This window comes from Ensifer adhaerens (assembly GCF_000697965.2).
GTDB classification, from domain to species: domain Bacteria; phylum Pseudomonadota; class Alphaproteobacteria; order Rhizobiales; family Rhizobiaceae; genus Ensifer; species Ensifer adhaerens.
This window is the reverse complement of the sequence record NZ_CP015880.1, coordinates 2,814,301-2,839,673: the sequence shown is the minus strand read 5'-3', so window position 1 is coordinate 2,839,673 and position 25,373 is coordinate 2,814,301. Positions and strand designations below refer to the sequence as shown.

The window sequence follows — 25,373 nt, the reverse complement described above, 5'->3', positions numbered from 1 at the left end:
TCTTGTCTTTGTGACAAAGATAGTTGCCCAAGGTGTTATAGTCAATCGATCTTATGGATTACCGTCAGGCACGCAACGGGAGACTCTTCGGATGTCAATGTGAACTCAACGTCTTTAGGTTGTTGAATGTTCAATAAGATTTGGTTAGCGCGCTCGCCTTGAGCGAGGCTTTCTGTCGCACCCTCTCGCAGGCTTGATTTTCTCCTCGGGCCAATCACATCCTACGCCATGACCGAGCTCTACCAGCCGAGATACCAATGGCGACGCACCGAGCTTGACGCCAACGACCCGCCGACCGACTTCGATTGGCTCGGGTTTGACGGCGTCGGCTATATCGGCCGCATCCGGAAAGAGTTGGCAGGCCCGACGACTGGCCGCTGGCAATGGGCTGGATCTGTCCCTCGCACCTTCAAAGGATCGCCGCCGACGCCGAACCAAGGCTATTGCGACACCGCTCGCGAGGCGACGGAGATGGTCGAGACCTATTGGGATTGGTGTCTGGCGCGCATGGGTAACTCTTAGTCAAAAGGGCCCGTCATTCGCGACGAGCCCAGAGCGCGCGTGTAATACCAGATCGAGTTCAAGTTAGGAGACAGAACCCACCCGTTAATCGACAGGCGGCATAGAACCGCTTTCGGCGGGCACATGTTCCGTCCATTCGAAAAAAAGACCCCGCCGTTTCCGACGGGGTCAGCGCGTCATCACCGGGACCCAACGCGGGGGGGCTGGCCCCCTCCGTCGATCCGCAGGGGATGTGGACCATCGGGACGGCTAAAACAGCCATATGCGTTAAAGGTTCCATGAAAATAGCTTGAGCCGTTTCGCGCTCTCAGGCGTTAATGCGTGATGGCTAAAACACTCAGAAAGAAATCTGTTCCCGCGACGTTGCCCGAGCCGATGCCTCGCCGCGTCGATCCCTGCGTTGCGACCCTCGTCGATAAGCCACCGAAAGGTCCGGAATGGGCCTTTGAGGTGAAGTGGGACGGATACCGCCTCGCGGTCCACGTCGAGCCAGGCGGGGTGAGGGCGATCACCCGCGGCGGGTACGACTGGACAAAGAAGTTCGGCTTGATCGTCGCCGAGGCGCGCGAGCTCGGGCACGCCTCCATGATCATTGATGGGGAGGTCGTCGTTCTCGACGACCAAGGCCGCTCAGACTTCGGGCTGCTGCAGCGCGCCGTCGGGAAAAAGCCAAGCCTGCACGATGTCGGCGAGATCATCTTCTATGCCTTCGATCTCCTCTATCTCGACGGCCAAGACCTTCGAATGCATCCTCTGTCAGAGCGTCGACGCCTGCTCGAGCCTATCGTCGTCGGCAGGACTGGTGCAATCCGCTTCTCGGAGGAGGTGCACGCTGACGGCGCCGAGTTCTTCAAGATCGCTTGCGAGATGGGGCTAGAAGGCATCATCGCCAAGCGCCAGGACGCGCCGTATCGATCCGGTCGCCGGCCGGAATGGCTCAAGATCAAATGCGCGCGGCGGGATACCTTTGTGATCGTAGGCTATGAGCGCTCGACCGTGCCAGGCGCGATTGGCCGGCTACTGCTGGCGGCCAAGAAGGGCGACGGGCTCGTCTACGTCGGCGGGTGCGGTACTGGATGGAGCAACAAGGAATCTGTGCAACTGCGCGAACTGCTCGACGCGATACCAGCGGCGCACCCGCCGGTGTCCCTGAAGCGAAAGGGGGCGGTTTTCGCCGAGCCGCTCCTTGTTGCCGAGGTCGAGTATCGGGCTTGGACCCAGGACGGCAAGTTGCGCCATCCGTCGTTCAAAGGCGTGAAAGTGCGAAACGATGATACGAGAGTTTTCTCGATCGACGATCTAGCTGACAACCCTCAGTGATTGGCGCCGGCGCATAGCGTCCTCGCGAGCCCATTGCTCTTTGCGATCTTTCATTTCCTTTTCATGCGCCAACAAGCGATCACGAAGCGCAGGCGTCATCCCCGGCCACGTTGCATCAAGAACCGCTTCGTAGCACCGCTCGCAGGCGGCGGCCGCTTGCCTGCCTGTTTCCGCCCCGCCGTTCAGTGTCACCGCCACCTTCGGATCGTTGATGCCGTGCTGAAAGTTCATGAACCAAAGCCAGTATTCGCCCGTGACCGCCTTCTGAACACGGCCCATTCGACGATCGCCGTCGTCCCCGTGAAACAGCGTTTCCGGGTCGTTTGGCAGGCGGCGCCAATTGTATTTAAGTTTGATTTCTGCCGACATCACTCCGCGACCTTCGCTGCTTCAATCGCGAGGCATTCTGCAATTTCGGTGTGTGTGATCTTGTGAGGTTCAAGCCAGATCACCCTTTCCGCCCATAACAGTTCCTGATCGAGGAGTGGGTCGCCAGTTACGGAGAGAAGATCCCATGTACCGGGCACGCGGCCCTTCCGAAGAAATCGAAGCAGAGTGCGGCCGGATTTCGTATGCGCGATGCAAAGCTCGTCAACCAGGTCGTCGTTTGGTTTGGCCTGTTGACCGGGCACAAACGCCCACCAGCCATCCTTGATAGCGCCCATGGTGTAGCCGCGCACCGAGTACGCTGCCGCGCGCTTTGCCGTGAACGCCGCCGGCAGGACCGACGGGGAAGGGGTCGAATGCATCATAGCCTTGGCTCCATCGTCTTTTGTTCTCTAAATGTTCCCAATGCGGGAAAGAGTCAAGATCCTCCGATTTGTGCGCCGCCATGCGCCAACCGTGCGCCAACGAATTCCCGCTAACCTCAGGAAATGCCGGAAAACGTGGGTAATTCCGGTAAAGGTGTGGCGCACGCTGGAGCGCGCAAAACCAAACCTATGTATTTGAAATTATTGGTGATCCCGCCGCGATTCGAACGCGGGACCCCCAGATTAGGAATATGGTCGTCATGCTCTGATGATTTGGCTTCCAACTCAGCTAGCGTTCAATTCGACGCTTCTAATCAAAGTTGCGTGTACAGAAATATACTTCCCCTCATTTTAATTCACCGCTAGCCTACGGAGATGGGACTTGCCCTTCTGCTTGGAGATACGCGAATGGTAGACGAATCGAAGCCCGCAGCTAACGAAGTTCCACAAGGCCTTAGTCGACGCGCTTTGCTGGTGGCGAGCACTGCCCTGGCAGCCAGCGCCGTGTCATTGTCGGCGCCAGGCCTTGCGATAGCACAGCAGGCCGCTGGGTCAGGAGTTGGGCGCAAGCCGAACATTCTCATGATCATGGCGGATGACATAGGCTGGTTCAATGCAAGCATCTACAATCACGGCATAATGGGCTACCGCACACCCAACATCGATCGAATAGGAACGGAAGGTGCAAAGTTCACCGATTGGTATGGCGAGCAGAGTTGCACTGCTGGACGTGCTGCGTTCATCACCGGACAATCGCCTATTCGGACAGGACTAACGAAAGTGGGGCTTCCTGGCGCGGACATCGGGCTGCGGGCCGAGGACCCAAGCGTCGCCGAATTCCTCAAGCCCCTGGGATATGCCACCGGGCAATTCGGTAAGAATCACCTGGGCGACAAAGACGAGTTCCTTCCCACCAATCACGGTTTCGATGAGTTCTTCGGCAACCTCTATCACCTCAACGCCGAGGAAGAGCCGGAGAACGACGATTATCCAAAGAACCCTGAATTCGCCAAGCGTTTCGGGCCACGTGGGGTCATCAAAGCGTCGGCTGATGGGCGGATTGAGGATACGGGAGCGCTTACTACCAAGAGAATGGAGACAGTGGATCAGGAGTTTCTCGGCGCTGCGCTCGATTTCATCGATCGCCAGCAGAAGGCCGATAAACCTTGGTTCTGCTACTTCAACCCAACGCGAATGCACGTCTGGACCCACCTCAAACCCGAATCCAAGGGCAAGACTGGACTGGGCCTCTATGCGGACGGCATGGTCGAGCTGGACGGGTATGTTGGACAATTGCTCCAGAAGCTCGAAGACCTCGGTGTCGCCGATAACACTATAGTCGTATTCACGACGGATAACGGAGCGGAGGTAATGTCATGGCCGGACGGCGGCAACACGCCGTTCCGCGGCGAGAAGGCGACAAATTGGGAAGGCGGCTACCGCGTTCCCATGCTGATGCGCTGGCCCGGCACCATCAAGCCAGGTTCCGTCTTCAACGAATCCTTCTCCCACTATGACCTTGTTCCGACTTTTGCCGCTGCGGGCGGTGACCCCGATGTCGTTGAGAAATGCCTCAAGGGCGCACAGTTCGGCACCAGGACTTTCAAGGTCCATCTCGACGGCTATAACCTCATGCCTTTCTTCAAGGGAGAGGTGAAGGACGCACCGAGGCGGGAGTTCGTCTACTGGAATGATGACGGCCAGCTTGTTGCCATTCGCTATAACGACTGGAAAGCCGTGTTCCTGGAACAGAACCATGAAGGGATCGGCGTCTGGCAGCGCGGTTTTGAAGAGCTGCGCATTCCCAAGCTGTTCAACCTTCGTTCTGATCCCTTCGAGCGGGGAGATCAGTCTATCCTGTATGACAAGTGGCTTGCGGATCACGCCTTTGTTCAGGTTCCCTTGCAGACATTGGCGGCGAATTGGCTCAGCAGCTTCAAGGAGTTTCCGCCACGGCAGAAACCCGCGAGCTTCAATCTCGATAAAGTCGTGGAACAGTTGTCCTCTTCCCCGTCGAAATAACAGGGTTGGATGCCTTGTTATTGCATTCTCGGCGTAGATTGTTGATGAGCAAATCGAAACATCTCGCCCGCCTCGAACCCGCTTCGATCTTCGCAGGCCCTCAGGGCTTGGGAGGTTGAGCGGCCACAGGGCCGAAATGGCGCGTGCTTAGTGAGACAAGGGCAGAAAAAAACATAACAAAATGACGCATAGTCTGCCTGTCTCACATTTCGCCAAGTTATTGTTTTTCGATCGTTAGCTTGCTCCGGCATGGGGCACCACCACATACACTTTCTTCACATCCATCGTCCGACATGCCTGAACGCCGCCGCAGTCATTGAACTGTCGCTTGCGAAGGTGTTAGGTGCGCTGCAGCAAGAAAACTGTCATGGCAGCGTCATGTTACCGAGAATAGAGACCTACGACGAACTCTACCGCGCCTTCCGCTGGCAGATTCCGGAAAAGTTCAACATCGGCGTTGCCGTCAGCGACGCCTGGGCTGAGCGGGCGCCGGAGCGTGTCTGTCTCCAGCATTTCGATCCTGGCGGTGCGCATCAATCGCTGACCTATCGTCAATTCGCCCGGCAATCCTCGGCCTTTGCCAGGGGGCTGGCGGGGGAGGGTATCATGCCCGGAGAACGGGTGGCGATCCTGTTGCCGCAGGGGTTCGAGACGGCGATTGCCCATGCAGCGATCTATAAGCACGGTGCCATCGCGCTGCCGCTGGCGCTGCTCTTCGGCGTCGAGGCGCTCGAATACCGGCTGCGCGACGCCGGCGTGGCGGCTGTCATCACCAACGGCTTTGGCTATGAACGCATCGCGGCGATCCGTGAGCGGCTGCCTGACTTGCGGCTGGTGGTGCTGGCGGATGATCAGCCGCGTCCGGGCACGATTGTCTTCTCTGACTTGGCGTCGGGTGATCCCTCTGACTTTGTTGCGGCCGATACCGGCCCCGACGATCCGGCCTTGATGATCTATACGTCAGGCACGACAGGGCCGCCGAAGGGGGCACTGCACGGGCACCGGGTGCTGCTCGGCCATCTGCCGGGCTTCGAGTTTCACCATCACTTCCTGCCGCAGCCGGGTGACCGCATGTGGACGCCGGCCGACTGGGCCTGGGCGGGCGGGCTGCTCAACGCGCTGTTACCGTCGCTGCTGCACGGCGTACCCGTCGTGTCGTCGCCGGCGCAGAAGTTCGACCCGCATACTGCCTTTCGCATCCTGGAAGAAATGGACGTGCGCAATGCGTTCATTCCGCCGACGGCGCTCAGGCTGATGAAGGCGGTCGAGAATCCGCGCGAGCGCTATCGGCTTAATCTCCGAACCATCGGCTCGGCTGGCGAGTCCCTCGGCCGCGAGACCTATGAATGGGCAAAGGCGGCGCTCGGTCTCGAGGTCAGCGAGTTCTACGGCCAGACCGAGTGCAACATCGTCATTTCGTCAGCCGCCGATCTCGGCGTCGTCAAGCCGGGGTCGATGGGCAAGGCCGCACCCGGCCACCGGGTGGCGATCATCGACGGCGAAGGCCGCGAACTGCCGGCCGGCAGCGTCGGGCAGGTGGCGGTGAAGCGGCCGGACCCGGTGATGTTCCTCGGCTACTGGGGCAACGCGGCGGCGACGGAGAAGAAGTTCATCGGCGACTGGATGACGACAGGCGATCAGGGCGTGATGGACGAGGAGGGCTATTTCACCTTCTTCGGGCGTGACGACGACGTCATCACCTCGTCGGGCTATCGCATCGGCCCGGGCGAGATCGAGGATTGCCTCGCCGGCCATCCGGACGTGCAATTGGCCGCCGCTGTCGGCAAGCCCGATCCGGTGCGCACCGAGATCGTCAAGGCCTATGTCGTGCTACGGCCGGGCGTCGTTGGCGACGCGCGTGTGGCAACCTCCATCCGCGAGTGGGTGAAGACCCGGCTCTCGATGCACGAGTATCCGCGCGAAATCGCCTTCGTCGACAGCCTGCCGTTGACGACCTCGGGCAAGGTGATCAGACGATTCCTGCGCGAGCAGGCGGCGGCGGAAGCGCGCGAGGCGATCGAGGTTTCCGAAGCGTCGTAGTCCCTCGGCCGCCGCGCGATTGATTTGAATTGGCTGGAGCGGGATGCGGGCGGAAAACCGCGCCCGCTTTTTCCTCATCCCGCTCTAGCGTCCGGCAAGCGCCTTGATCTTGTCGCGCAGGATCCGCGCCATGTTGCGGGTGTTGCGATAGAGGTGGAGCTGGGCTGCCACCTGGCGCACTTCGCGGTCTCGGGTCTGCTGCAGGCCGATCACCATCGTGCCCATGTCTTCGCGCTCCTGCCAGAAACGGCTCATGATCGGGTGGTCCGGCACCGCGCAGGAATCGGAGCGGGCGATGTTGGCGTCGTCGAGATGCCATTCCGTCAGTTCGGCGAGAAGCAGTTTGCCCGGCGAAAACCTGGCATAGCGCTCGTCATAGGCCGTCTTCCAGGTATAGGCCTCGCCCGACATCAGGAAGACGACCATCGAGGCGATCGCCTTGCCGTCGAGATCGAGCGTGTGGATGCGCACGCTGTCGCCGTCGGCCAGATTGGTGATCGCCTCGCGGGCAAAGGCGGCCCGGAAGCGGTCGAGCACCATGGCGCTGCGCGCCTTGCCCTTCCAGCCGGATGCTTCCAGCGCTAGGAATTCCTCCATGCGCAGGCGGACGTCGGCGGGCTGACGGGCGACCGAATAGACGAGCTCGCCCTCTTTTTCGAGATTGTTCCACTGCCGCCGCAGCTCGCGGAAATGCGCCGGGCTGATTGCCTTGCGCAGATAGGTCGGGCCGTCGAGCAGGCTTTCGAGCATCGGCCGGCTGAAGGTGTCGGTCACCGTCAGAGGCAGGTTGCGGCCGATGGCGACGGCGCGGGTGAGGCGGGCGACCTTGCCGTTGAGCCGCATGTCGGGCAGCACCAGGATCGAGGGCAGCCCGGTTGCCGGCGCGGCAAAGGCTTCGAACAGGTTGTCGATGGTCTCGGCCGCATCCTCGGCGTCGAGCAGTGGCACGCCCAGTGGTCCGAACGGGTTCGACCAGGCGCGAATGATCGGCGCGCCGATCGAGAAGCCGGGCTTTTCGATCGAGAACGGCATCAGGAAACGCAGCCGGCTGCGGCGCTCGTCGTTGTCGCGCATGATCGCGAGCCGGATGACTCGCTCTTCCAGGCGTGGCATGGCCGGCGCCAGGAAGCGTCCGGTGAAGAAGACGTTCGGCTCCAGCGCCCGGTTCGACAGAAAGTCGAGTTCGCGCTGCAACTCGTAGCCGGCCCTTGCCGGATAGATGGCAAGATGCCGTCCGGGACGTCCGACCTCGATCAGATGCTCTGCGGTCGGTCCGCTTTCGCCGTCCTGCGCCAGACCGCCGAGAACCCGTGCGGCCCGGCTGTTTGCATCGCTCGGAAGATTGGTATTGCCGATCATGGATGGACAGCCCCGTTGTTTTCATTGCCGGCCCGCGCTCTTGCGAAGGCAAAGAGCGCAAAGCCGAAGGTACGCCGGACGGCGAGGTGCAGCAGCATCGCCTCGACGAACATAGCACCAGCGGTTGCAAAAGCAGCACCGTTCAGTCCGAAAAGAGGGATGAGGCTGAGGTTGAGTGCGATGTTGACCACCAGCGCGCCGGCGTAGAGGATCACGCACAGCGTCTGCTGGCCGGCCATCGTCAGCAGCGTTTCGGCCGGGCCGATGAAAGCCTTGGCGAGGATACCCGCGAAAAGCACCATCATCAGCGGCAGCCCGGTGACGAAGGCCGGGCCGAAGAGCGAAAGCAGGAACGGCCCTGCCAGTAGCACCAGCGCGCCGACCAGAAGCGACGGCCAGAAGGCCCAGCGGGCGCTTTCGACCGCGATGCCGGGGATCTGGCCGGGATCGCGGGCCATCGCGTTGGAGACGCGCGGGCCCGCGGCTGCCTTGACCGCGAACATGACGAAATGCACAAGCGCCATGGTCTTGGCGGCAGCGAAATAGATCGCGACGTCGTCCGGCTCCAGGTAGAGGCCGACGATCACCACATCGGAATTGGTCAGCAGGAAGCCGAAGCCATCGACCAGGAAGACGGGGATCGAGACCTTGAGCCAACGGCGAAGCTCGATGCGTCGCGGTCCCGGAACATAGCGCGAGCGCAGACGGTAGGTGAGCGCGAGAAACTGCGAGACACTGGTGACATAGGCCGCGGCCATGGCTGCCATCATGGCGGTTTGCGCGGTGTGGGGCGCGCCGGCGGTGACGGCGAGCACCATGAAAACGAGCACGAGCAGCGGCCGGATGATGAAGGTGGGGCTCATCGCGGCAATCGGCCAGCCATGGGCACGCGCCGTTCCGTCCATGACGTCGCCCAGCGAGATCATCGGCAGGGTGAAGAGGCCGAGATAGAGGGGCACAAGGTAATAGGCCTCGATGTGCCCGGAAAAGAACCAGAGGCCGGCAAGGCCGAGGACGGCGACCGTGGTGGCGGAGGAAAGCGCGAAGATGCGCACCGTCGTCGTCACGCCGCGGATTTCGTCCATGGCGGCCGACGCCTGGTATTCCGGCAGGAAGCGGATGACGACGGAGTGAAAGCCGACGCAGGAGAGGCTGCCGAACAGGATGACCAGCACCCAGACGAAGACGAAGATGCCGTATTCGAACTCGCCCATCAGCCGCGCGAGGATGATCTGCGACAGGAAGGCGATGGCGGCGCTGACGATGCGAACCGTGAAGGCGACGAGCGCCATGCGGCGCGCAGCGTTCGTGGCGTCGGAACTTGTCAGGATGGGGAGAAGCCGGGCGATAATTGCGGACAGGCGGTGTCTCAGTGCCGACGGCAGCATTCGTCCGGCCGTTTGACATACCGCCATGAACACGAGAACACCCTGAGATTACGCAATACAGGGGTTCAGTACTGCCAGAACAGCGTTAACAAAGGGTGCAGCGCGGTTGTAAGGAATGGGGGCAACCATGCCGATTGTGGACAGCGAGCGGCAGCGGATTATGCAGGCGAAATCGATTGGCCGCACATGGTCGGCGATCTCCAGAAGATCGGCATCGAGCGGCTGGAGGACCTGACGGTCGCCAACGCGGAAGACCTCGCACTCCGTATCAACGCCACGCTCGGCCGCCGCCATATCAACAGCACCGGCATTCGCGCGCTCGAAAACCTGATCGCCCAGGGCGTGCCATCGCTAGCAAACTGGCTCCAGGAAACGAAAATGCCGCCCGGGGGGCGGCATTTCTGAAGGGCAGGGGGCGCAGACAGTACCTGCATTCCGCGGCTGGCTTATGCCTCGTAGATGCCGTGGCAGTGTTTGTACTTCTTGCCCGAACCGCAGGGGCAGAGCTCGTTACGCGAGACCTTGCCCCAGGACAATGGGTTGGTTGCGTCTCGCTGCACTGGCGGGGCGGCCAGCAGCGTGACGTCGCCGAAATCGTCCTCGCCGGTGAGCGGATCGATATGGTGGCCATGCATGACAGGCGGAGCCGGCTGCGGCGCTTCGGCTGCTTCGCGCACCAGCTCGACGCGCATGAGCTGTGCGGTCACGGCCTGGCGCAGGTTGCCGAGCAGGGCCTGGAACAGCTCGAAGGCTTCGGACTTGTATTCCTGCAGCGGATCGCGCTGGGCGTAGCCGCGGAAGCCGATGACTGAGCGCAGGTGATCGAGGTTGACGATGTGCTCGCGCCACAGATGGTCGAGTGTCTGCAGCACGACCGAGCGTTCGACATACTGCATGATCTCCGGACCGAAGCGTTCGGCACGGTCGGCGGCTTCCTTTTCGGCAGCGGTCATGACGCGCTCGAGAATATCGGCTTCGTCGATGCCTTCCTCGGCAGCCCATTCGGTGATCGGCAGGTCGAGATTGAGGTATTGCTGCACGTCGGCCTTGAGACCGGCGACGTCCCACTGCTCGGCATAGGCCTTCTCGGGAATGCGCTTGCTGACCATGTCTTCGACGACTTCGGTGCGCATGTCGGTCACGGTTTCGGTGACGCTTTCGGCATCCATCAGCTCGATGCGCTGCTCGAAGATCACCTTGCGCTGATCGTTGAGAACGTCGTCGTACTTCAGAAGGTTCTTGCGGATGTCGAAGTTGCGGGCTTCAACCTTCTTCTGGGCGCGTTCGAGAGCCTTGTTGATCCACGGATGGATGATCGACTCACCTTCCTTGAGGCCCAGCTTCTGCAGCATACCGTCCATGCGGTCGGAGCCGAAGATGCGCATCAGGTCGTCCTGGAGCGACAGGTAGAACTTCGATCGACCCGGGTCGCCCTGACGGCCGGAACGGCCGCGAAGCTGGTTGTCGATGCGGCGGCTTTCGTGGCGCTCGGTAGCGAGAACGTAAAGCCCGCCCGCGGCCAGCGCTTTTTCCTTCAGCTGCTGCACTTCGGCGCGGATCGCCTGTTCGCGCTGTTCGCGCTCGGGGCCGGGCTCAACTTCCGAGAGCTCCTGCTGGATGCGCATGTCGACGTTGCCGCCGAGCTGGATATCGGTGCCGCGACCGGCCATGTTGGTGGCGATCGTGACGGCGCCGGGCACGCCGGCCTGGGCGACGATGAAGGCTTCCTGCTCGTGGTAGCGGGCGTTGAGAACCTGGAAGTTGGCAAAGCCGGACTTCTTCAGAAGGTCGGCCAACTGCTCGGACTTTTCGATCGACGTCGTGCCGACCAGCATCGGCTGGCCGCGCTCGTGTGCCGACTTGATCTCGTCGATGATGGCGTTCAGCTTTTCGCCCTGCGTACGGTAGACCTCGTCATCCTCGTCGATACGCTTGATCGGCAGATTGGTCGGAACTTCAACGACTTCCAGGCCGTAGATGTTGCCGAATTCTTCCGCTTCGGTGGAGGCCGTACCGGTCATGCCGCCGAGCTTGGAGTACATGCGGAAGTAGTTCTGGAAGGTGATCGATGCGAGCGTCTGGTTCTCTGGCTGGATCTGCACCTTTTCCTTGGCTTCGAGCGCCTGGTGCTGGCCTTCCGAATAACGGCGGCCCGGCATCATGCGGCCGGTGAATTCGTCGATGATGACGATCTCGCCGTTGCGAACGATGTAGTCCTTGTCGCGCTGGAACAGCTTGTGGGCCTTGAGCGCATTGTTGACGTGGTGGACGATTGCGACGTTTTCGATGTCGTAGAGCGATTCACCCTTGAGCAGGCCCGCCTCGCGCAGCAGGTTTTCGAGCTTCTCGGTGCCTTCTTCGGAGAAGTTGGCCGAGCGCTGCTTCTCGTCGATCTCGTAGTCCTCAGCCGAAAGCAGCGGAATGAATTCGTTGATTGTGTTGTAGAGATCCGAGCGGTCGTCGAGCGGGCCGGAGATGATCAGCGGCGTGCGCGCTTCGTCGACGAGGATCGAGTCCACTTCGTCGACGATGGCGAAGAAGTGGCCGCGCTGGACCATCTGTCCGCGCTCGTACTTCATGTTGTCGCGCAGATAGTCGAAGCCGAGCTCGTTGTTGGTGGCATAAGTGATGTCGCAGGCATAGGCGGCTTTGCGCTGCTCGTCGGTCAGGCCGTGGACGATGACGCCCGTGGTCATGCCGAGGAAGCTATAGATGCGGTCCATGGTGCCGGCGTCGCGCTGGGCGAGGTAGTCGTTGACGGTAACGACGTGCACGCCCTTGCTCGCAAGCGCGTTCAGGTAGACCGGAAGCGTCGCGACGAGGGTCTTGCCTTCACCGGTCTTCATTTCGGCGATGGCGCGCTCGTGCAGGATCATGCCGCCGATGAGCTGGACGTCGAACGGGCGCAGGCCGAGCACGCGGCGGGCCGCCTCGCGGGCGACCGCAAAGGCCGGAACCAGAAGGTCGTCGAGCGTCTTGCCTTCTTCCAGCTGCTTGCGGAATTCCACCGTCTTGCCGGCGAGCGCCTCATCCGACAAAGCCTTCATGTCGGCTTCAAGTGCGTTGATGGCGTCCACCCGTGCCTTGTAGCCACGCACGCGGCGATCGTTGGAGGAGCCAAACAACTTGCGGGCTAGGCCGCCGAGACTGACCATACGAATGGTCCTTTCATTTTTGTTGCCTTGGGTCTCATGGCCACGCCGCGAAAACCGCGCAATGCCGTGAAACGCCCGGAAACTGTTCTGGACGCGAGGTTGCGTGACAGATAAGAGGGGGGTCGAATTATGTCAACGCAATTGCACTGCCGGACGGCTACAGAACCGCCACATTCTGGTGTTGTGCAGCCGCTACAAGCTGCAGGCAATTGCGCCGAAGGCCAATGTGAAAGGTTAGTGAGCATGACCAAGTTGAAAACCCTGGCCGCCGTGGCACTGGTTGCGGCGATGGCCGTACATGGTGGCGCGCGGGCGGAAGACGCCGATCCGGTGGTCGCCAAGGTTGGCGGCGAGGACGTGCGTCAGTCCGAACTCAATCTTGCTCTGGGTGGCCTCGACCCGCAGCTGCAGCAGATGCCGGAAGAACAGAAGCGCGCCGCAGCACTGTCGGCGATCATCGACGTTAAGCTTCTTTCCGCCACGGCCGAGAAGGAAGGCCTGCAGGACGACGCCACTTTCAAGCAGCGCGTCGCGTACCTCACCGAGCGCGAACTTCACAACGCCTACTTCAAGAAGCATGTCGTCGACGCCATCACCAAGGAAGAGGTGAAGGCACGCTACGACAAGGAAGTCGCGGCCATTCCGGTTCAGGACGAAGTGAAGGCCCGCCATATCCTGGTCAAGACGGAAGACGAAGCCAAGGAAATCATCAAGGAACTCGACGCTGGCAAGAGCTTCGTCGAGCTTGCCAAGGCGAAGTCCACCGATCCGAACAAGAACGACGGCGGCGACCTCGGTTACTTCACCAAGGGCCGCATGGTGCCGGAATTCGAAACGGCTGCCTTCGCTCTCGAGAAGGGCGCCTACACCAAGACCCCGGTCAAGACGCAGTTCGGCTTCCACGTAATCCTGGTCGAAGACAAGCGCCCGCAGGCCCCGCCGCCGCTCGAGCAGGTCGAGCAGCAGGTTCGTCAGCTTGTCATGCGTGACAAGTATGTCGAGCTGCTTGCCGCCGCCAAGAAGGATGCAGGCGTCGAAATTTCCGACCCGGCGCTGAAGCAGGCCTATGACGAGGCCAACAAGGCGCAGGAAGCGCAACAAGCCAAGTAATTCGATCGGCGGGCCCTGCCACTGGCGGGGCCTGTCGTCACCGCTTTTTGTCGATGCCCGGCGGTGAAAACCGTTCGGGCATTTGTCGCAAGATGGATCTGGAGCCGTTTCGGTTGTAGACCGCTCCGGATCCTTGTTCTTAGGCATTTCCTGAAGGCCGCCAGGCTCTTTTGGAAGTGCTTTGGCTCCAACACGTCACAGCAGGTTTCCCATGTCCGGCTCCGTTTCTCCGCTCGCTCCGAAAACCTTTGCCGAAATGCCCTCCGTGCGTGGCGTCCGCATGGCGACCGCAGCCGCCGGCATCAAGTACAAGAACCGCACCGACGTGCTGATGATGGTGTTCGACCGGCCGGCCGTCGTGGCCGGTGTCTTCACCCGTTCCAAGTGCCCTTCGGCCCCTGTCGATTTCTGCCGCAAGAACCTTGCCGGCGGTGTCGCGCGCGCTGTCGTCGTCAACTCCGGCAACGCCAATGCCTTCACCGGCAAGAAGGGCCGCGAGGCGACGGAACTGACGGCAAAGTCGGCGGCAAAGGCTGTCGGCTGCGCGGAGAGCGAAGTCTTCCTGGCGTCGACCGGCGTCATCGGCGAGCCTTTGGACGCGACCAAGTTTGCCGGCGTGCTCGACGATCTGGCTGTTGCCGGCAAGGAGGACTTCTGGTTCGAAGCCGCCAAGGCGATCATGACGACGGATACCTATCCGAAGGTAGCGACACGCAGCGCCGAAATCGACGGCGTCAAGGTGACGATCAACGGCATCTCCAAGGGCGCCGGCATGATCGCGCCCGACATGGCGACGATGCTCTCCTTCGTGGTCACAGATGCCGACATTGCGCCTTCGGCGCTGCAGGCCCTGCTTTCGGCCGGCGTCGGCCCGACCTTCAACTCGGTCACGGTCGACAGCGACACTTCGACGTCCGATACGCTGATGCTGTTCGCTACGGGCGCGGCATCGGCCGACGGCCAGCCGGCAATCTCCGATGCGGCCGACCCGCGTCTTAATGCCTTCCGCGCCGCACTGAACGACCTTTTGCGCGATCTCGCGCTCCAGGTCGTGCGCGACGGCGAAGGCGCTCGCAAGATGGTCGAGGTGACTGTCGAAGGCGCCGAGAATGATGCGGCCGCCAAGCGCATCGCGCTTTCGATCGCCAATTCGCCGCTCGTCAAGACGGCGGTCGCCGGTGAAGACGCCAACTGGGGCCGCGTGGTCATGGCCGTCGGCAAGTCCGGAGAAATGGCCGAGCGCGACCGGCTGGCGATCTGGTTCGGCGACGTGCGCGTCGCCGTCGAGGGGGAGCGCGATCCCACCTATTCTGAAGCTGCGGCCACGGCCGTGATGAAGGAAGAGGACATCACGATCCGCGTCGAAATCGGCCTCGGTTCCGGTCGGGCCACTGTCTATACCTGCGACCTGACGAAGGAATATGTCGAGATCAACGGCGACTACCGGAGCTGAGGCGCCGGTTATGTGATGGTGAGCGGCCTGGCGCGCCAGACCGTGCAGAGGTAGCAAGATGACATCGAATGATATTCGGCACGTGGCGGGCAAGGCACAGGCCGAAGCTGGGGAAGTGGCAATGGTGGATCTTCCGAACGTGCGCCGTCTCGAGGCCGTGGGTTTCCGCGCCTGGCCGGCAGCGTCCGTACAATATGATGGCAGCTGGCTGATCCGGCTCAATGCAGGCCATGATTCCAAGCGGCTGAATTCCGTCAATCCGCTTGATCCGTCCGACTATCGCGACATCCCGGTCCGTCTCGAAAAGGCTGCCCGGCGCTTTGCCGACTACGGCCGGCCGCTGACTGTGCGCCAGACGCCGCTGACGCCGCCGCAGCTTGTCGCCCATATGGATGCCGAGGGCTGGAATGCGTTCAGCCGCAGCCTGGTCATGAGCGTCGACCTGGTCGAGCGCGAGTTCGGTGACGGCATCGATCATCTGCCGATCAAGGATGTCGGCCGGTTCGTCGATGCGTGCATCGGGATTGCGAAGAGCGATCCGAAGCGCAAGGCGGCGCTGGCCGAAATCATCAACGCGATCAAGCCGGAGAGTGGCCTCTTCCTGTTCGAGGATGCCGAGATGGGGCCGACGGCCGTGGCGCTCGTCGTCCAGGACAACGATCTTGCCGGCATCATGCAGTTTGCCGTGGACGAGCGGGTCCGTGGCCGGGGCGTCGGCAAGGCGATGCTCGACGTCTGCCTGCGCTGGGCGCGTCTGCGCGGAGCCAAGAAGGCCTGGCTGCAGGTGGAAGCGGATAACAGCTCGGCTATGGCGCTTTATCGCGGCGCCGGTTTCTCCGAGGTTTACAGCTACATCTATCGAACGCCGGGAGCTTGAGGCCATGGATGCCAACGGAAAGAAGATCGTGCTTGTCGCGGCCTGCGCGCTTGTCGATTCCGATGGTCGTATCCTGCTCGCGCAGCGACCGGAGGGGAAATCGCTTGCCGGCCTATGGGAGTTTCCGGGCGGCAAGGTTGAAGCCGGCGAGACGCCGGAGGAAACCCTGATCCGCGAGCTTGAGGAAGAACTCGGCATCCGCACCAAGGTCGCATGCCTGGCGCCGCTCACCTTCGCCAGCCACACCTATGACGACTTCCATCTGCTGATGCCGCTCTATGTCTGCCGCCGCTATGAAGGGGTTGCGATCGGGCGGGAAGGCCAGGCGATCAAGTGGGTCCGGCCAAAGGCCCTGCGCGATTTTCCGATGCCGCCGGCAGACGAACCGCTTATCCCGTTTATTATGGATTTGCTCTGAACCTACCCGAAATCTGATTGATTATTAATCGATCGTTTATCTCCCTGGCGCAAAGATAGCTCCAATTCAGTTTTGGTACGTATCGTTGGCAACGGCGTATCGATTTCAGGCAGTGCGGTGGAACCAAGCTTGGGAAGGGCGCTTGCGTTCGCCGTATTTTGCGCGTTTGTGAGGCTGGGATGGTGGACGACGATTTCTGGAACACGGTTCAGGAAAAGGATCTGATGAATAATCAGTCCCGCCGGACAGGTGTGCTCAATCTGTCGCTGTTGTTCGGAACGGCGGTGATCGCGCTGACACTGATCCTGACGCCCATGCTGTCATCCAAGACCGACAAGCGCATCATGGCGAACACGCCCGTCGATTACGACAACATTTCCACCGGCTCCATCCCTTCGAAGGGGACCACCAAGCGCTACACGGTTCGGCGCAGCGTCCTTCAGGAAATGCCCGGAGCGGTTTGCATTATCGATGCCGACGGCCGCAAGAGCGGCTGCTGAGGCGAACGCCATCGGCCCGTTTGGCGCTGGCGTCCGATTCGGATTGAACACAAATCTGGCTGGGGACGCATGGAAACGCTTAGACGCTTGTTTGGTGGCACGGACGGCGGCATCGCCATCGAGTATGCGCTGATCGCCGCCCTCGTCTCCCTCAGCTTAATCTTCGGGGCCAACCAGATCGGCAACGCCCTGACCTACGTCTACGACTCGCTCGCCGCAGCGTTCCCGAGCGCATAAGCACTAAGACCGGATCTGGGGTGGATGCCGCCCTACAGCGGCTGCTCCTTCGTGCCAAGCGCTGCCGAAAGCCGTTGCTTTGCTGAACCCGGCTTCAGCGGCTTCTGCTGGCTTTCGTGCGGCGCCCAGCCGGACAGATAGATGATGGAGAAGGTAGCGCGAACGCGGCCGTCCGGATCGGAGAAGCGCTCCGCGTAAATTTCCGCAGCCCTGAGGAAGAACCGCCTGGAAACGGGCGTGCGGCTGCGCGCCGAAAGCGGGCTGGTCATGCCCATGGCGCGCAGGTCGCGGATCAGCGCGAACAGCGAATCATAGCGCACCGTGTAGGTTTCCGTGTCGGTGACCGGCAGAGCGAAGCCGGCGCGTTGGAGCAGAGCGCCGACGTCACGGACATCGGCGAAGGGAATGACGCGCGGGCTGGCGCCGCCGGTCAATTCGGCCTCTGCAGCCAGCAGCGCTTCGCGCAGCTCCTGCAGCGTGCCGCTGCCCGGGATGGCGGCGAGGAACAACCCATCGGGCTTCAGCGCCCGCCGCACCTGGATGAAGGCGCCCGGTGTATCGTTGGTCAGATGCAGGGACAGCGGCGAGACGATCAGGTTGACGCTTTCCGGTTCGGCCGGAACTTCCTCGAGCGAGGCGATCGTCACCGGCGCCTCGGTCGAGCTGAAGCGGGCGTCGGTCTCGATGCGCTCGATGGCGTCGATCTTGCCGGTCGCCATCAGTTGGCGGGCCGTTTCACCGGTATAGCCGTGAAGTTCGAGTGCGCGATCAAAATGACGCTCGACCACGCCGACACGCTCGGCGAGCTCTTCGGCAACGATGTCGAGAAGGAAACCGGCCTTCGGATCGGCGTTTCTGAGCGCCCTTGCCCGGTGCGCCTCGACGAGGCTCTGGTCAAAGATTTTTTCCACGATAGTCTCTCCGCGATGGGCAGCAAAGAGACCTTCGGAGGCACAAAGTCAACCGCATGGCATGGGAGAGGTTGCGTATTCCGCAGGCGTGGCGCGCGGGCATGCTGAGACGATTCGGACTGGGGCTCGTCGATCTCGTCTTTCCGCCTGTCTGTTGCGGTTGCGGCCGGCTGGTCGGCGATCATCGCGCGGTCTGCGCCTCCTGCTGGGCGACGCTGCCGCTGATCGAGCGGCCCTATTGCGATATTCTCGGCATGCCGTTTTCGGTCGATCACGGCGCCGGAGCGGTGTCACCGGAGGCGATCGCCAACCCGCCTGCATTCGATCGGTTAAGGTCGGTGGCGATCCATGAAGGCGTTGCCCGCGATCTGGTCCACGGGCTGAAATATCGCGACCGCACGGATCTCGCGCCGATGATGGCGACATGGATGATCCGGGCGAGCGACGGTGCCGTCGCTTCCGCCGACGCGATCATCCCCGTGCCGCTGCATGCCTTCCGGCTGTGGAAGCGGCGGTTCAACCAGTCGGCGGAATTGGCGCGAGCCATTGCGCAGCTCTCCGGTCGTCCGTATCAGCCCGACATCTTGAGGCGCATCCGGCGCACGAGCCCGCAGGTACGCTTGGGATTGCGCGCCCGCGAGGAGAACGTCCGCGGCGCCTTCGCCGTCTCGGAAAGCGGCAGGGCGGGTCTCAGTGGGAAAAGCGTGGTTCTCGTCGACGATGTATATACGACCGGCGCAACCGTTGCCGCAGCGACCCGTGCGCTGAAGCGGGCGGGAGCCGGGTCGGTCACGGTTTTGACCTTTGCAAGAGCCGTATCCGGTCTTATATGACAATCAGATGTCCGGCACGGTCGCCGGCAAAGGAGCGGTTCAGGATCATGGCTTCGGTGGTCATTTATACGCGTCAGTTCTGCGGCTATTGCTCGGCCGCAAAGAAACTCCTGGAAACCAAGGGCGTTTCCTTCCTCGAGCACGATGCCACCTATGATCCGAACGTTCGGCAGGTGATGATCGACAAGTCGCACGGTGGGACGACGTTCCCGCAGATCTTCATCAACGACATTCATGTCGGTGGCTGCGACGACCTGCACGCGCTGGAACGCGCCGGCAAACTCGACGCGATGCTGGCTGCCTGAGGCACCGTACCCTTGCATGAGGCGACGTCCCGTTTATCAGCGGTGAGCGCTTAGGAGTTGGACGTGATGACTTTCAAGGCCGCAGCCATTCAGATGTGTTCCGGCGTCGATCCGCGCAAGAATGCGGAGACGATGGTGCGGCTCGCGCGTGAAGCGGCAGCCCAGGGTGCGACCTATATCCAGACTCCGGAAATGACCGGGGCGCTGCAGCGGGACCGGGCGGCGCTGCGCGCGATCCTGAAGGACGAGGCCAACGATCTTATTGCCGCGGCGGCGGCTCAGCTTGCCGGCGAACTTGGCGTCTACCTCCATGTCGGCTCGACGCCGATCGCGCTTGCCGACGGTAAGATCGCCAATCGCGGCCTGCTGTTTGGCCCGAATGGCCAAAAGATCTGTGACTATGACAAGATCCATATGTTCGACGTCGATCTCGACAACGGCGAGAGCTGGCGGGAAAGTGCCGCCTATCAGCCGGGCAGCATTGCACGCCTGGCCGAACTCGATTTCGGCAAACTTGGCTTTTCCATTTGCTACGACGTGCGCTTCCCGGAGCTTTTCCGGCAGCAGGCCGTTGCCGGCGCCGAGATCATGTCGGTGCCCGCCGCCTTCACACGGCAGACGGGCGAGGCGCACTGGGAAATCCTGCTTCGCGCCCGCGCGATCGAGAACGGCCTCTTCGTCATTGCCGCCGCGCAAGGGGGCACGCATGAGGATGGGCGTGAGACGTTCGGCCATTCTATGATCGTTGATCCCTGGGGGCGCGTGCTCGCTTCGGCTGGCCCTACGGGCGAGGCGGTTGTGCTTGCCGACATCGATGTCGCCGCCGTGCATGCGGCGCGTGCCAAGATACCGAACTTGAAGAATGCCCGTAGCTTCGTGCTCGATGAAGTGGCGCCGACCGGGAAGGGAGGCGTTGCCGCTTGATCCGCTACACCCTTTCCTGCGACAACGGCCACGATTTCGAGGGTTGGTTCTCGTCGAGTGACGATTTCGACCGCCAGGTCGAGCGCAAACTGGTCTCCTGTCCGAGCTGCAACTCGACATCCGTTGCCAAGCAACTGATGGCGCCCTCGGTCGCGACCGCGCGCAAGAAGGAGGCGACGCGGGCGGTGATCATGGACCAGGCGCAGAAGGAAACGGTCGCCAAGATCCGCGAGCTGGTGAAGTCCGTACGCGAGAACGCCGAGGATGTCGGCGAGCGCTTTCCCGAGGAAGCCCGCAAGATCCACTACGGCGAGGCGGAAGAGCGCGGGCTGATCGGCAAGGCGACGGCGGAAGAGGCCGTGGCGTTGCTCGAAGAAGGGATCGCGGTCGCGCCGCTGCCGATCTTGCCCGACGAGGTCAACTGACGCGGGGCACTTTCGCATCTGCGCGTCTAAACTTTGGTTCTCACCCTTTAAATACAATGCCTTGGCTCCCATCTCGCAGCTTTGCAATGGGAGTTTTCCAGCCAATGGCATTGTCCGATGTTCACATTTCCACTGATCGCCTCGTTATCCGGCCCTTCGCGCCTGGCGATTTTCCGGCATTCTTTGCCTATCACCGCCTGCCGGAGGTCTACCATTATCTCTATCAGGACCCGCTCGACGAAACGGCAGCGCGGACAAAATTCGCCAAGGCTTCGGCGCCAAAGCTCGTTGACGATGGGGACGTCGCGGTGTTTGCCGTCGAGCGCCGCGAGGATGGTGTACTGATCGGCGAGGTCCTGCTGAAGCTCGCAAGCAGTGCGGCGGAACAGGCGGAGACCGGCTACATCTTCAATCCCGACTTTGCCGGCAAGGGCTACGCTACGGAAGCGATGCGGGCGTTGCTTGATCTCGGCTTTTCGACGCTGAAGTTTCACCGGATCTTTGCCCGGCTCGATGCCCTCAACAAGGGATCCGTCGGCGTCGTCGAGCGTCTCGGCATGCGCCGCGAAGCGCATCTGATCGAGAACGACCGGTTCAACGATGTCTGGGGCGACGAATACGTCTATGCGCTGTTGAAGCGCGAGTGGCAGGAGCGTCGGCAGGCTGGCTGAGACCGCCGACAGTTGCTCATAGCGGCCGCTTGGCGACGATCATGTAGTTGACGTCCATGTCCTTGGACAGGTTCCACTGATTGGAAAGCGGATTGAAGAAGACGCCGGTCCGCTCGGTCACTTCGAGGCCGTTGGCCACGAGCGGCTTTTCCAGTTCCTCCGGGCGCACCAGTTTTTCATACTGGTGCGTACCGCGCGGCAGCCAGCGCAACACGTTCTCGGCTGCGAAGATGGCAAGCGCCGCTGCCTTCATGGTGCGGTTGATCGTGGCGACGAACATCAGACCGCCGGGGCGAACCATATGGGCGCAGGTGGTCATGAAGAAATCGACATCGGCGACATGCTCGACCACTTCCATGTTGAGCACGATGTCGAAGCTCTCGCCGGCTTCGGCAAGGGCTTCGGCGGTCACGGCGCGATAGTCGACCGCCACACCGCTTCCGGCCGCGTGCGTCTTGGCGATGCCGATGTTCTTTTCGGAGGCGTCGGCGCCGAGAACATCGGCGCCCATGCGTGCCATCGGCTCCGACAGGAGGCCGCCACCGCAACCGATATCGAGCAGGCGCAGACCTTTGAGCGGCTGCGGGCTCCTGGGATCACGGCCGAAATGCCCGGCCACCTTGTCCCGGATATAGGCGAGGCGAACGGGATTGAACTTGTGCAGCGGCCGGAACTTGCCGGTCGGATCCCACCACTCCGCGGCCATGGCGGAAAAGCGGTCAACCTCGCTCTGGTCGATCGTCGTGCGTGCGGTCTCGCTCATGTCGCCGTCTCCTTGCATCGTCCCGACAGCGCCGCGCGTCTTTCAAGGCGCGCTAAGGACGCTGTAGCACTTTAAAGTGCTGCAAAATTCTATCCTTAAATCGATCCCGATTTAGGGACTTGTGCAGCAGTGAAGTCGGACGATCGGACAAGGAAGTCAAGAGGCGGCGCTGGGCCAGATCGGCGCACACGCGTGCGTGGCGCCCGCCCTGCTAGGCGTCCGCTTCTGGCTGGTAGTGCAGGATAACCACGCCGGACGTCAGAGGGCGTGTGTGGGTCAGTTTGAGTTTCGTCCGCTTCAGCCCTGGTTTGAACAGCGGCATACCCTCGCCGAGCAGCACCGGATTGATGCCGAGGCGGTATTCGTCGACGAGGCCCTTCTCGATCAGTTCGCTCGCGAAGTCGGCGCTGCCGAAAACGAAGATCGTGCCGCCATCCAGCGCCTTCAGTCGTTCGACTTCGCTTGCGGCGTCGCCGGTCACGAGCGTCGTCCCCGCCCAATCGGCGGAGGTCAGCGTGCGCGAGAAGACGAATTTCTCGACGCCGTTCATGAAGGTCGCGATGTCGCCTTCAGCGGATGGCCAGTAGCCCGCCATCATTTCATAGGTCACGCGGCCGAAAAGCAGGGTGTCGGCCTCGAGCTGCGTTTCGCCGATATAGGCGGCGAGCTCGTCCTCGAAGACGAACCACTCGATGTCGTGCCCCGGTGCTTCGAAGAAGCCGTCGACGCTAACCATGTCCCACATGATGACCTTGCGCATTGTATCTCTCCCGTTGCGGCATGCCTGTCACGGAAAGGGTGGCAAATCTGATATGGTTTTGCAAGTGGTTTTATTTTTGCATCGGATTGGTTGGTGCTGCGGCTCTTCCGCGTGCTAGTTTCTGCGCTGGCGAGGGGAGGAATCCACATGGGCTTGAACAGGATCGACTGGGCGGTCGGCGTCATCGCGCCGCAGCCGTCCGATCATCTGCTCGAAGTCGGTTGCGGCCATGGCATTGCCGTGACGAAGGTTTGCGATCGGCTCGGCGAAGGGGAGATTGTCGCCATCGACCGCTCGGCTGTGATGATCGCGGCGGCAGCACGCAGAAATGCTGAACATGTTGCTGCAGGCCGGGCGACCTTGCGGGTTGCGGAGCTTCGCTCGTTCGATCTCGGTGGCCGTCGCTTCGACAAGGCGTTCGCCATGCGCGTCGGCGTGTTCACGCGGGGCGATCCCGCTCGAGAGTTTGCGGCGCTGGCGCAGCTGTTGAAGCCTGAGGGACGTCTTTTTCTTTTCCATGACGAGCCGTCCACGGGGGCGGACGACGTTGGCGCGGCTCGCGGCGGCGGCCCTTCGCCAGAGCTGGCAGGTCGAGGCACTGTCGGCGCAGATTTTTGACAGCAGCGAGGTCGCATGCCTGATTGCGCGGCCGCCCGCCTGATGATGTTGGCATTTGTGACGCCCGCTTGTTGCGGGCGTCACACTTGCGATGATTGCGCTTTATGTCAGCCGACGTCGCCTGCCGCCGCCGAGGCGAAGAAGTCCTCCGGGTCCTCGACCTCGACGAGGCGGCGCTTCTCGATCAGCCAGAAGCGGTCGCCGACATTGCGCACGAAGCTGCGGTCGTGGGAGACGAGCAGGCAGCTCGTCTCGTTTCTCAACAGCTCCGTTTCGAGCGCTTCCTGGCCCTCGATGTCCAGGTGGTTGGTCGGTTCGTCGAGCAGGTAGAAATTGGGCTCTTTCAAGCGCAGCACCAGCATGGCAAGACGCGCCTTCTGGCCGCCCGACAGCCGGCCGATCGCCTTTTCCTGCATGTCGATGCCGACGCCGACACCGACGAGCAGGCTACGGGCGCGCTGGTCGCCGAGCGAGAAGCGGCGGGACAGCGCGGCAAGCGGCGTCTCCTCGTCCGACAGGCCGGCAAGCGCCTGGTCGCTGTAGCCGAGCACCAGCGAGGGTGTTGCCTTCAGCGTCTCCGGCGCGCGGGAGGGCTCCTCGATCGCCGTGCGGATCAGGTTGACGAGCCGGGTCTTGCCGGCGCCGTTTTCGCCGAGCAGCACGATGCGGTCGCCCTGGCAGATCCAGCGCTTGCCGGTGCGGAAAAGCGGGGTGCCGTCGGGCGTTTCGACCTGGACGTCGTCGAGCGTCACCAGGATCTTGGCATGGGTGCCTCGATTGGCGAGCCGGATCGCGCCGGCGGAACGTTCCTGATGCGCGGGCTTTGCCGCATCCTCCAGCCGTTCTGCGCGCTGCTTCAGTTGCTTCGTCTTTATCGTGAGCAGGTCGCTGCCGGAGTTGATGCCGATATTGTTGAGCTTGGCGGCCTGGCGACGCAGTTGCTGCGCCACCTTCATGTCGCGCTGGTAACGCCGCTCCTCCGATGCGTCCACCTCATCGAGAGCGGCGCGCGCCCGCGAATAGGGGAGCGCGAAGATCGGCGATTGCTCTGGCCTCAGGAACAGCGTGCGGTTGGTGGTTGCGTCCAGGAAGGCGCGGTCGTGGCTGGCAACCAGCACCGGCACGTCGCGTGGCAGCGCATTCAGCCAGGCCTCCAGCCGGGCGATCTTGGCGAGATCGAGATGGTTGGTCGGCTCGTCCAGCAGCAGCGCGTCTGGCTCGCTGACCCAGACGCGGGCAAGCAGCATCAGCCGCTGCCAGCCGCCGCTCAACTCCGAGACGGCGCGAGTCCGCAGAACCTCCGGCACATCGAGGGAATCGAGCACGATATCGACGCGCCAGCTTTCGTTTTCCGCCTGGTCGGCCGGGAGGGCCGAAAGAACGGCGTCGTGGAAGGAGAGAGGTAAAAGCGACGCAGGCACGTTCTGCTCGACGTGACCGACCGTCAGCCCGCGCGAGCGGGTGATTTCGCCGGCGGTCGGATCAAAGCTGCCGGCGATTGATCTCAGCAGGGTCGACTTGCCGCGGCCGTTGGCAGCGACGATGCCGATACGATCACCGGATGCGACGGACAGGCTAAGACTGGAGAAAAGCGGTGCGCTCAGGCTGACGCCGAGGTTGCGGATATTGATCAAGGCCATGGTCGTTCTCTGGACTGCACGAGCGACGGCGGATCATCCGGGGCGGCACTTCAGGCCGGGGTTTCGGATGGTCGAGCCCGCAGCACAGACATGCTGTGCTCGGGCCGCATCTACTCGGTATTGGAAGACGATGCAGGCGTTCAAACCGAAACGGTTCCGCACTGCATCACTCTGGGCAGACCAGGGATAGGCTCGCGATCTTCGCGAAAGGATGTCTGGTCAGCCCTGCAAACGCATCTGCAGGGCTTGGACGGGGCCACGCTGGCGGTGGTGCCGGAAAAATGTCATCACGTGCAGCCCCCCTTTCTCGAATTTGAACTTACGGCAGCGTCAATAACACCGTCGCGCGCAATTTTCAATGGCTTCGCGC

At 62.0% G+C, this 25,373-nt stretch carries 26 protein-coding genes and 1 tRNA gene; 17 read left to right on the top strand and 10 right to left on the bottom strand.

Annotated features, from left to right (window positions below; all coding sequences use genetic code 11):
• Nucleotides 1-228 precede the first annotated feature (228 nt).
• Together FA04_RS13750 and ligD are read left to right on the top strand one after the other, a co-directional pair.
• A complete protein-coding gene (locus FA04_RS13750; RefSeq protein WP_034797758.1) occupies nt 229-522 on the top strand; it encodes a hypothetical protein in 294 nt (97 codons plus the stop codon).
• 324 nt (nt 523-846) lie between these two features.
• A complete protein-coding gene (gene ligD, locus FA04_RS13745; RefSeq protein WP_034797756.1) occupies nt 847-1,842 on the top strand; it encodes a non-homologous end-joining DNA ligase in 996 nt (331 codons plus the stop codon).
• On the opposite strand, the gene FA04_RS13740 is transcribed toward ligD, so the two are convergent.
• From FA04_RS13740 to FA04_RS35150, 3 genes are all read right to left on the bottom strand, one after another.
• Complete coding sequence (locus FA04_RS13740; RefSeq protein WP_034797754.1) at nt 1,822-2,211, bottom strand: hypothetical protein; 390 nt, start codon at nt 2,209-2,211, stop codon at nt 1,822-1,824. The genes ligD and FA04_RS13740 overlap by 21 nt on opposite strands.
• A complete protein-coding gene (locus tag FA04_RS13735) occupies nt 2,211-2,594 on the bottom strand; it encodes a hypothetical protein (protein WP_034797752.1) in 384 nt (127 codons plus the stop codon). The genes FA04_RS13740 and FA04_RS13735 overlap by 1 nt, the downstream gene beginning before the upstream one ends.
• Before the next feature lie 205 nt (nt 2,595-2,799).
• Nucleotides 2,800-2,885: transfer RNA gene (locus FA04_RS35150), tRNA-Arg, on the bottom strand.
• Nucleotides 2,886-3,002: 117 nt separating this feature from the next.
• Between FA04_RS35150 and FA04_RS13730 the strand changes: the two genes are divergently transcribed.
• Together FA04_RS13730 and FA04_RS13725 are read left to right on the top strand one after the other, a co-directional pair.
• The gene (locus FA04_RS13730) at nt 3,003-4,616 is read left to right on the top strand and encodes an arylsulfatase (protein WP_034797750.1); all 1,614 of its coding nucleotides are present in this window, start codon (nt 3,003-3,005) and stop codon (nt 4,614-4,616) included.
• A gap of 378 nt (nt 4,617-4,994) precedes the next feature.
• Nucleotides 4,995-6,656, top strand: a complete 1,662-nt coding sequence (locus tag FA04_RS13725) for an AMP-binding protein (RefSeq protein ID WP_034797748.1) — start codon at nt 4,995-4,997, stop codon at nt 6,654-6,656.
• Nucleotides 6,657-6,740: 84 nt separating this feature from the next.
• Here the strand turns inward: FA04_RS13725 and FA04_RS13720 are convergent, their stop codons facing one another.
• Together FA04_RS13720 and FA04_RS13715 are read right to left on the bottom strand one after the other, a co-directional pair.
• On the bottom strand, nt 6,741-8,015 hold the full coding sequence (locus FA04_RS13720) for a GNAT family N-acetyltransferase (protein WP_034797746.1): 1,275 nt from the start codon (nt 8,013-8,015) through the stop codon (nt 6,741-6,743).
• A complete protein-coding gene (locus tag FA04_RS13715) occupies nt 8,012-9,403 on the bottom strand; it encodes a lipopolysaccharide biosynthesis protein (RefSeq protein WP_051659382.1) in 1,392 nt (463 codons plus the stop codon). The genes FA04_RS13720 and FA04_RS13715 overlap by 4 nt, the downstream gene beginning before the upstream one ends.
• A gap of 186 nt (nt 9,404-9,589) precedes the next feature.
• On the opposite strand from FA04_RS13715, the gene FA04_RS13710 reads away from it, so the two are divergent.
• On the top strand, nt 9,590-9,808 hold the full coding sequence (locus tag FA04_RS13710; RefSeq protein ID WP_034797737.1) for a hypothetical protein: 219 nt from the start codon (nt 9,590-9,592) through the stop codon (nt 9,806-9,808).
• Nucleotides 9,809-9,849: 41 nt separating this feature from the next.
• On the opposite strand, the gene secA is transcribed toward FA04_RS13710, so the two are convergent.
• Entirely contained in the window at nt 9,850-12,558 is a 2,709-nt protein-coding gene (secA, locus tag FA04_RS13705; protein WP_034797735.1) for a preprotein translocase subunit SecA, read from the bottom strand.
• Nucleotides 12,559-12,801: 243 nt separating this feature from the next.
• On the opposite strand from secA, the gene FA04_RS13700 reads away from it, so the two are divergent.
• The 6 genes from FA04_RS13700 (at nt 12,802) to FA04_RS34305 (ending at nt 17,153) form a co-directional block, all read left to right on the top strand.
• Nucleotides 12,802-13,668 carry a peptidylprolyl isomerase gene (locus tag FA04_RS13700; protein WP_034797733.1) on the top strand — a complete coding sequence of 289 codons (867 nt, stop codon included), beginning with the start codon at nt 12,802-12,804 and terminating at the stop codon, nt 13,666-13,668.
• Nucleotides 13,669-13,879: 211 nt separating this feature from the next.
• Nucleotides 13,880-15,121, top strand: a complete 1,242-nt coding sequence (gene argJ, locus FA04_RS13695) for a bifunctional glutamate N-acetyltransferase/amino-acid acetyltransferase ArgJ (RefSeq protein ID WP_034797731.1) — start codon at nt 13,880-13,882, stop codon at nt 15,119-15,121.
• 58 nt (nt 15,122-15,179) lie between these two features.
• Nucleotides 15,180-15,998 (top strand): GNAT family N-acetyltransferase, encoded by an 819-nt coding sequence (locus FA04_RS13690; protein WP_034797729.1) that lies wholly within the window; start codon nt 15,180-15,182, stop codon nt 15,996-15,998.
• Between the two features lie 4 nt (nt 15,999-16,002).
• Entirely contained in the window at nt 16,003-16,416 is a 414-nt protein-coding gene (gene mutT / locus FA04_RS13685; protein WP_034797726.1) for an 8-oxo-dGTP diphosphatase MutT, read from the top strand.
• Between the two features lie 179 nt (nt 16,417-16,595).
• Entirely contained in the window at nt 16,596-16,916 is a 321-nt protein-coding gene (locus FA04_RS13680; protein WP_034797725.1) for a hypothetical protein, read from the top strand.
• Between the two features lie 69 nt (nt 16,917-16,985).
• The gene (locus tag FA04_RS34305; RefSeq protein ID WP_082566310.1) at nt 16,986-17,153 is read left to right on the top strand and encodes a Flp family type IVb pilin; all 168 of its coding nucleotides are present in this window, start codon (nt 16,986-16,988) and stop codon (nt 17,151-17,153) included.
• A gap of 32 nt (nt 17,154-17,185) precedes the next feature.
• On the opposite strand, the gene FA04_RS13675 is transcribed toward FA04_RS34305, so the two are convergent.
• On the bottom strand, nt 17,186-18,064 hold the full coding sequence (locus FA04_RS13675; RefSeq protein ID WP_034797722.1) for a methyltransferase domain-containing protein: 879 nt from the start codon (nt 18,062-18,064) through the stop codon (nt 17,186-17,188).
• Between the two features lie 101 nt (nt 18,065-18,165).
• Here FA04_RS13675 and FA04_RS13670 point away from each other — a divergent pair, with 101 nt between their 5' ends.
• From FA04_RS13670 to FA04_RS13650, 5 genes are all read left to right on the top strand, one after another.
• Nucleotides 18,166-18,897, top strand: coding sequence for a ComF family protein (locus tag FA04_RS13670; RefSeq protein WP_234798704.1), 732 nt, complete (start codon nt 18,166-18,168; stop codon nt 18,895-18,897).
• Nucleotides 18,898-18,944: 47 nt separating this feature from the next.
• Entirely contained in the window at nt 18,945-19,202 is a 258-nt protein-coding gene (grxC, locus tag FA04_RS13665) for a glutaredoxin 3 (RefSeq protein ID WP_034797718.1), read from the top strand.
• A gap of 66 nt (nt 19,203-19,268) precedes the next feature.
• Nucleotides 19,269-20,126, top strand: coding sequence for a carbon-nitrogen hydrolase family protein (locus FA04_RS13660; RefSeq protein ID WP_034797872.1), 858 nt, complete (start codon nt 19,269-19,271; stop codon nt 20,124-20,126).
• Nucleotides 20,123-20,551, top strand: a complete 429-nt coding sequence (locus tag FA04_RS13655; RefSeq protein WP_034797716.1) for a DUF1178 family protein — start codon at nt 20,123-20,125, stop codon at nt 20,549-20,551. The genes FA04_RS13660 and FA04_RS13655 overlap by 4 nt, the downstream gene beginning before the upstream one ends.
• 104 nt (nt 20,552-20,655) lie before the next feature.
• Nucleotides 20,656-21,222, top strand: coding sequence for a GNAT family N-acetyltransferase (locus tag FA04_RS13650; RefSeq protein WP_034797714.1), 567 nt, complete (start codon nt 20,656-20,658; stop codon nt 21,220-21,222).
• Between the two features lie 16 nt (nt 21,223-21,238).
• Here the strand turns inward: FA04_RS13650 and ubiG are convergent, their stop codons facing one another.
• On the bottom strand, nt 21,239-21,985 hold the full coding sequence (gene ubiG / locus FA04_RS13645; RefSeq protein ID WP_034797712.1) for a bifunctional 2-polyprenyl-6-hydroxyphenol methylase/3-demethylubiquinol 3-O-methyltransferase UbiG: 747 nt from the start codon (nt 21,983-21,985) through the stop codon (nt 21,239-21,241).
• Between the two features lie 211 nt (nt 21,986-22,196).
• The gene (locus tag FA04_RS13640) at nt 22,197-22,745 is read right to left on the bottom strand and encodes a dihydrofolate reductase family protein (protein WP_034797710.1); all 549 of its coding nucleotides are present in this window, start codon (nt 22,743-22,745) and stop codon (nt 22,197-22,199) included.
• Nucleotides 22,746-22,838: 93 nt separating this feature from the next.
• On the opposite strand from FA04_RS13640, the gene FA04_RS13635 reads away from it, so the two are divergent.
• The gene (locus tag FA04_RS13635) at nt 22,839-23,363 is read left to right on the top strand and encodes an SAM-dependent methyltransferase (RefSeq protein WP_127889434.1); all 525 of its coding nucleotides are present in this window, start codon (nt 22,839-22,841) and stop codon (nt 23,361-23,363) included.
• A gap of 107 nt (nt 23,364-23,470) precedes the next feature.
• Here FA04_RS13635 and FA04_RS13630 read toward each other — a convergent pair whose 3' ends face one another.
• The gene (locus FA04_RS13630; protein WP_034797708.1) at nt 23,471-25,003 is read right to left on the bottom strand and encodes an ABC-F family ATP-binding cassette domain-containing protein; all 1,533 of its coding nucleotides are present in this window, start codon (nt 25,001-25,003) and stop codon (nt 23,471-23,473) included.
• Between the last annotated feature and the right edge of the window lie 370 nt (nt 25,004-25,373).

Bases quoted from the DNA above. Each gene is read 5' to 3' on its own strand.
- FA04_RS13750 (WP_034797758.1), top strand. From the start codon at position 229: ATGACCGAGCTCTACCAGCCGAGATACCAATGGCGACGCACCGAGCTT.
- ligD (WP_034797756.1), top strand. From the start codon at position 847: ATGGCTAAAACACTCAGAAAGAAATCTGTTCCCGCGACGTTGCCCGAG.
- FA04_RS13740 (WP_034797754.1), bottom strand. From the start codon at position 2,211: ATGTCGGCAGAAATCAAACTTAAATACAATTGGCGCCGCCTGCCAAAC.
- FA04_RS13735 (WP_034797752.1), bottom strand. From the start codon at position 2,594: ATGATGCATTCGACCCCTTCCCCGTCGGTCCTGCCGGCGGCGTTCACG.
- FA04_RS13730 (WP_034797750.1), top strand. From the start codon at position 3,003: ATGGTAGACGAATCGAAGCCCGCAGCTAACGAAGTTCCACAAGGCCTT.
- FA04_RS13725 (WP_034797748.1), top strand. From the start codon at position 4,995: ATGTTACCGAGAATAGAGACCTACGACGAACTCTACCGCGCCTTCCGC.
- FA04_RS13720 (WP_034797746.1), bottom strand. From the start codon at position 8,015: ATGATCGGCAATACCAATCTTCCGAGCGATGCAAACAGCCGGGCCGCA.
- FA04_RS13715 (WP_051659382.1), bottom strand. From the start codon at position 9,403: ATGCTGCCGTCGGCACTGAGACACCGCCTGTCCGCAATTATCGCCCGG.
- FA04_RS13710 (WP_034797737.1), top strand. From the start codon at position 9,590: ATGGTCGGCGATCTCCAGAAGATCGGCATCGAGCGGCTGGAGGACCTG.
- secA (WP_034797735.1), bottom strand. From the start codon at position 12,558: ATGGTCAGTCTCGGCGGCCTAGCCCGCAAGTTGTTTGGCTCCTCCAAC.
- FA04_RS13700 (WP_034797733.1), top strand. From the start codon at position 12,802: ATGACCAAGTTGAAAACCCTGGCCGCCGTGGCACTGGTTGCGGCGATG.
- argJ (WP_034797731.1), top strand. From the start codon at position 13,880: ATGTCCGGCTCCGTTTCTCCGCTCGCTCCGAAAACCTTTGCCGAAATG.
- FA04_RS13690 (WP_034797729.1), top strand. From the start codon at position 15,180: ATGACATCGAATGATATTCGGCACGTGGCGGGCAAGGCACAGGCCGAA.
- mutT (WP_034797726.1), top strand. From the start codon at position 16,003: ATGGATGCCAACGGAAAGAAGATCGTGCTTGTCGCGGCCTGCGCGCTT.
- FA04_RS13680 (WP_034797725.1), top strand. From the start codon at position 16,596: ATGGTGGACGACGATTTCTGGAACACGGTTCAGGAAAAGGATCTGATG.
- FA04_RS34305 (WP_082566310.1), top strand. From the start codon at position 16,986: ATGGAAACGCTTAGACGCTTGTTTGGTGGCACGGACGGCGGCATCGCC.
- FA04_RS13670 (WP_234798704.1), top strand. From the start codon at position 18,166: ATGCTGAGACGATTCGGACTGGGGCTCGTCGATCTCGTCTTTCCGCCT.
- grxC (WP_034797718.1), top strand. From the start codon at position 18,945: ATGGCTTCGGTGGTCATTTATACGCGTCAGTTCTGCGGCTATTGCTCG.
- FA04_RS13660 (WP_034797872.1), top strand. From the start codon at position 19,269: ATGACTTTCAAGGCCGCAGCCATTCAGATGTGTTCCGGCGTCGATCCG.
- FA04_RS13650 (WP_034797714.1), top strand. From the start codon at position 20,656: ATGGCATTGTCCGATGTTCACATTTCCACTGATCGCCTCGTTATCCGG.
- ubiG (WP_034797712.1), bottom strand. From the start codon at position 21,985: ATGAGCGAGACCGCACGCACGACGATCGACCAGAGCGAGGTTGACCGC.
- FA04_RS13640 (WP_034797710.1), bottom strand. From the start codon at position 22,745: ATGCGCAAGGTCATCATGTGGGACATGGTTAGCGTCGACGGCTTCTTC.
- FA04_RS13630 (WP_034797708.1), bottom strand. From the start codon at position 25,003: ATGGCCTTGATCAATATCCGCAACCTCGGCGTCAGCCTGAGCGCACCG.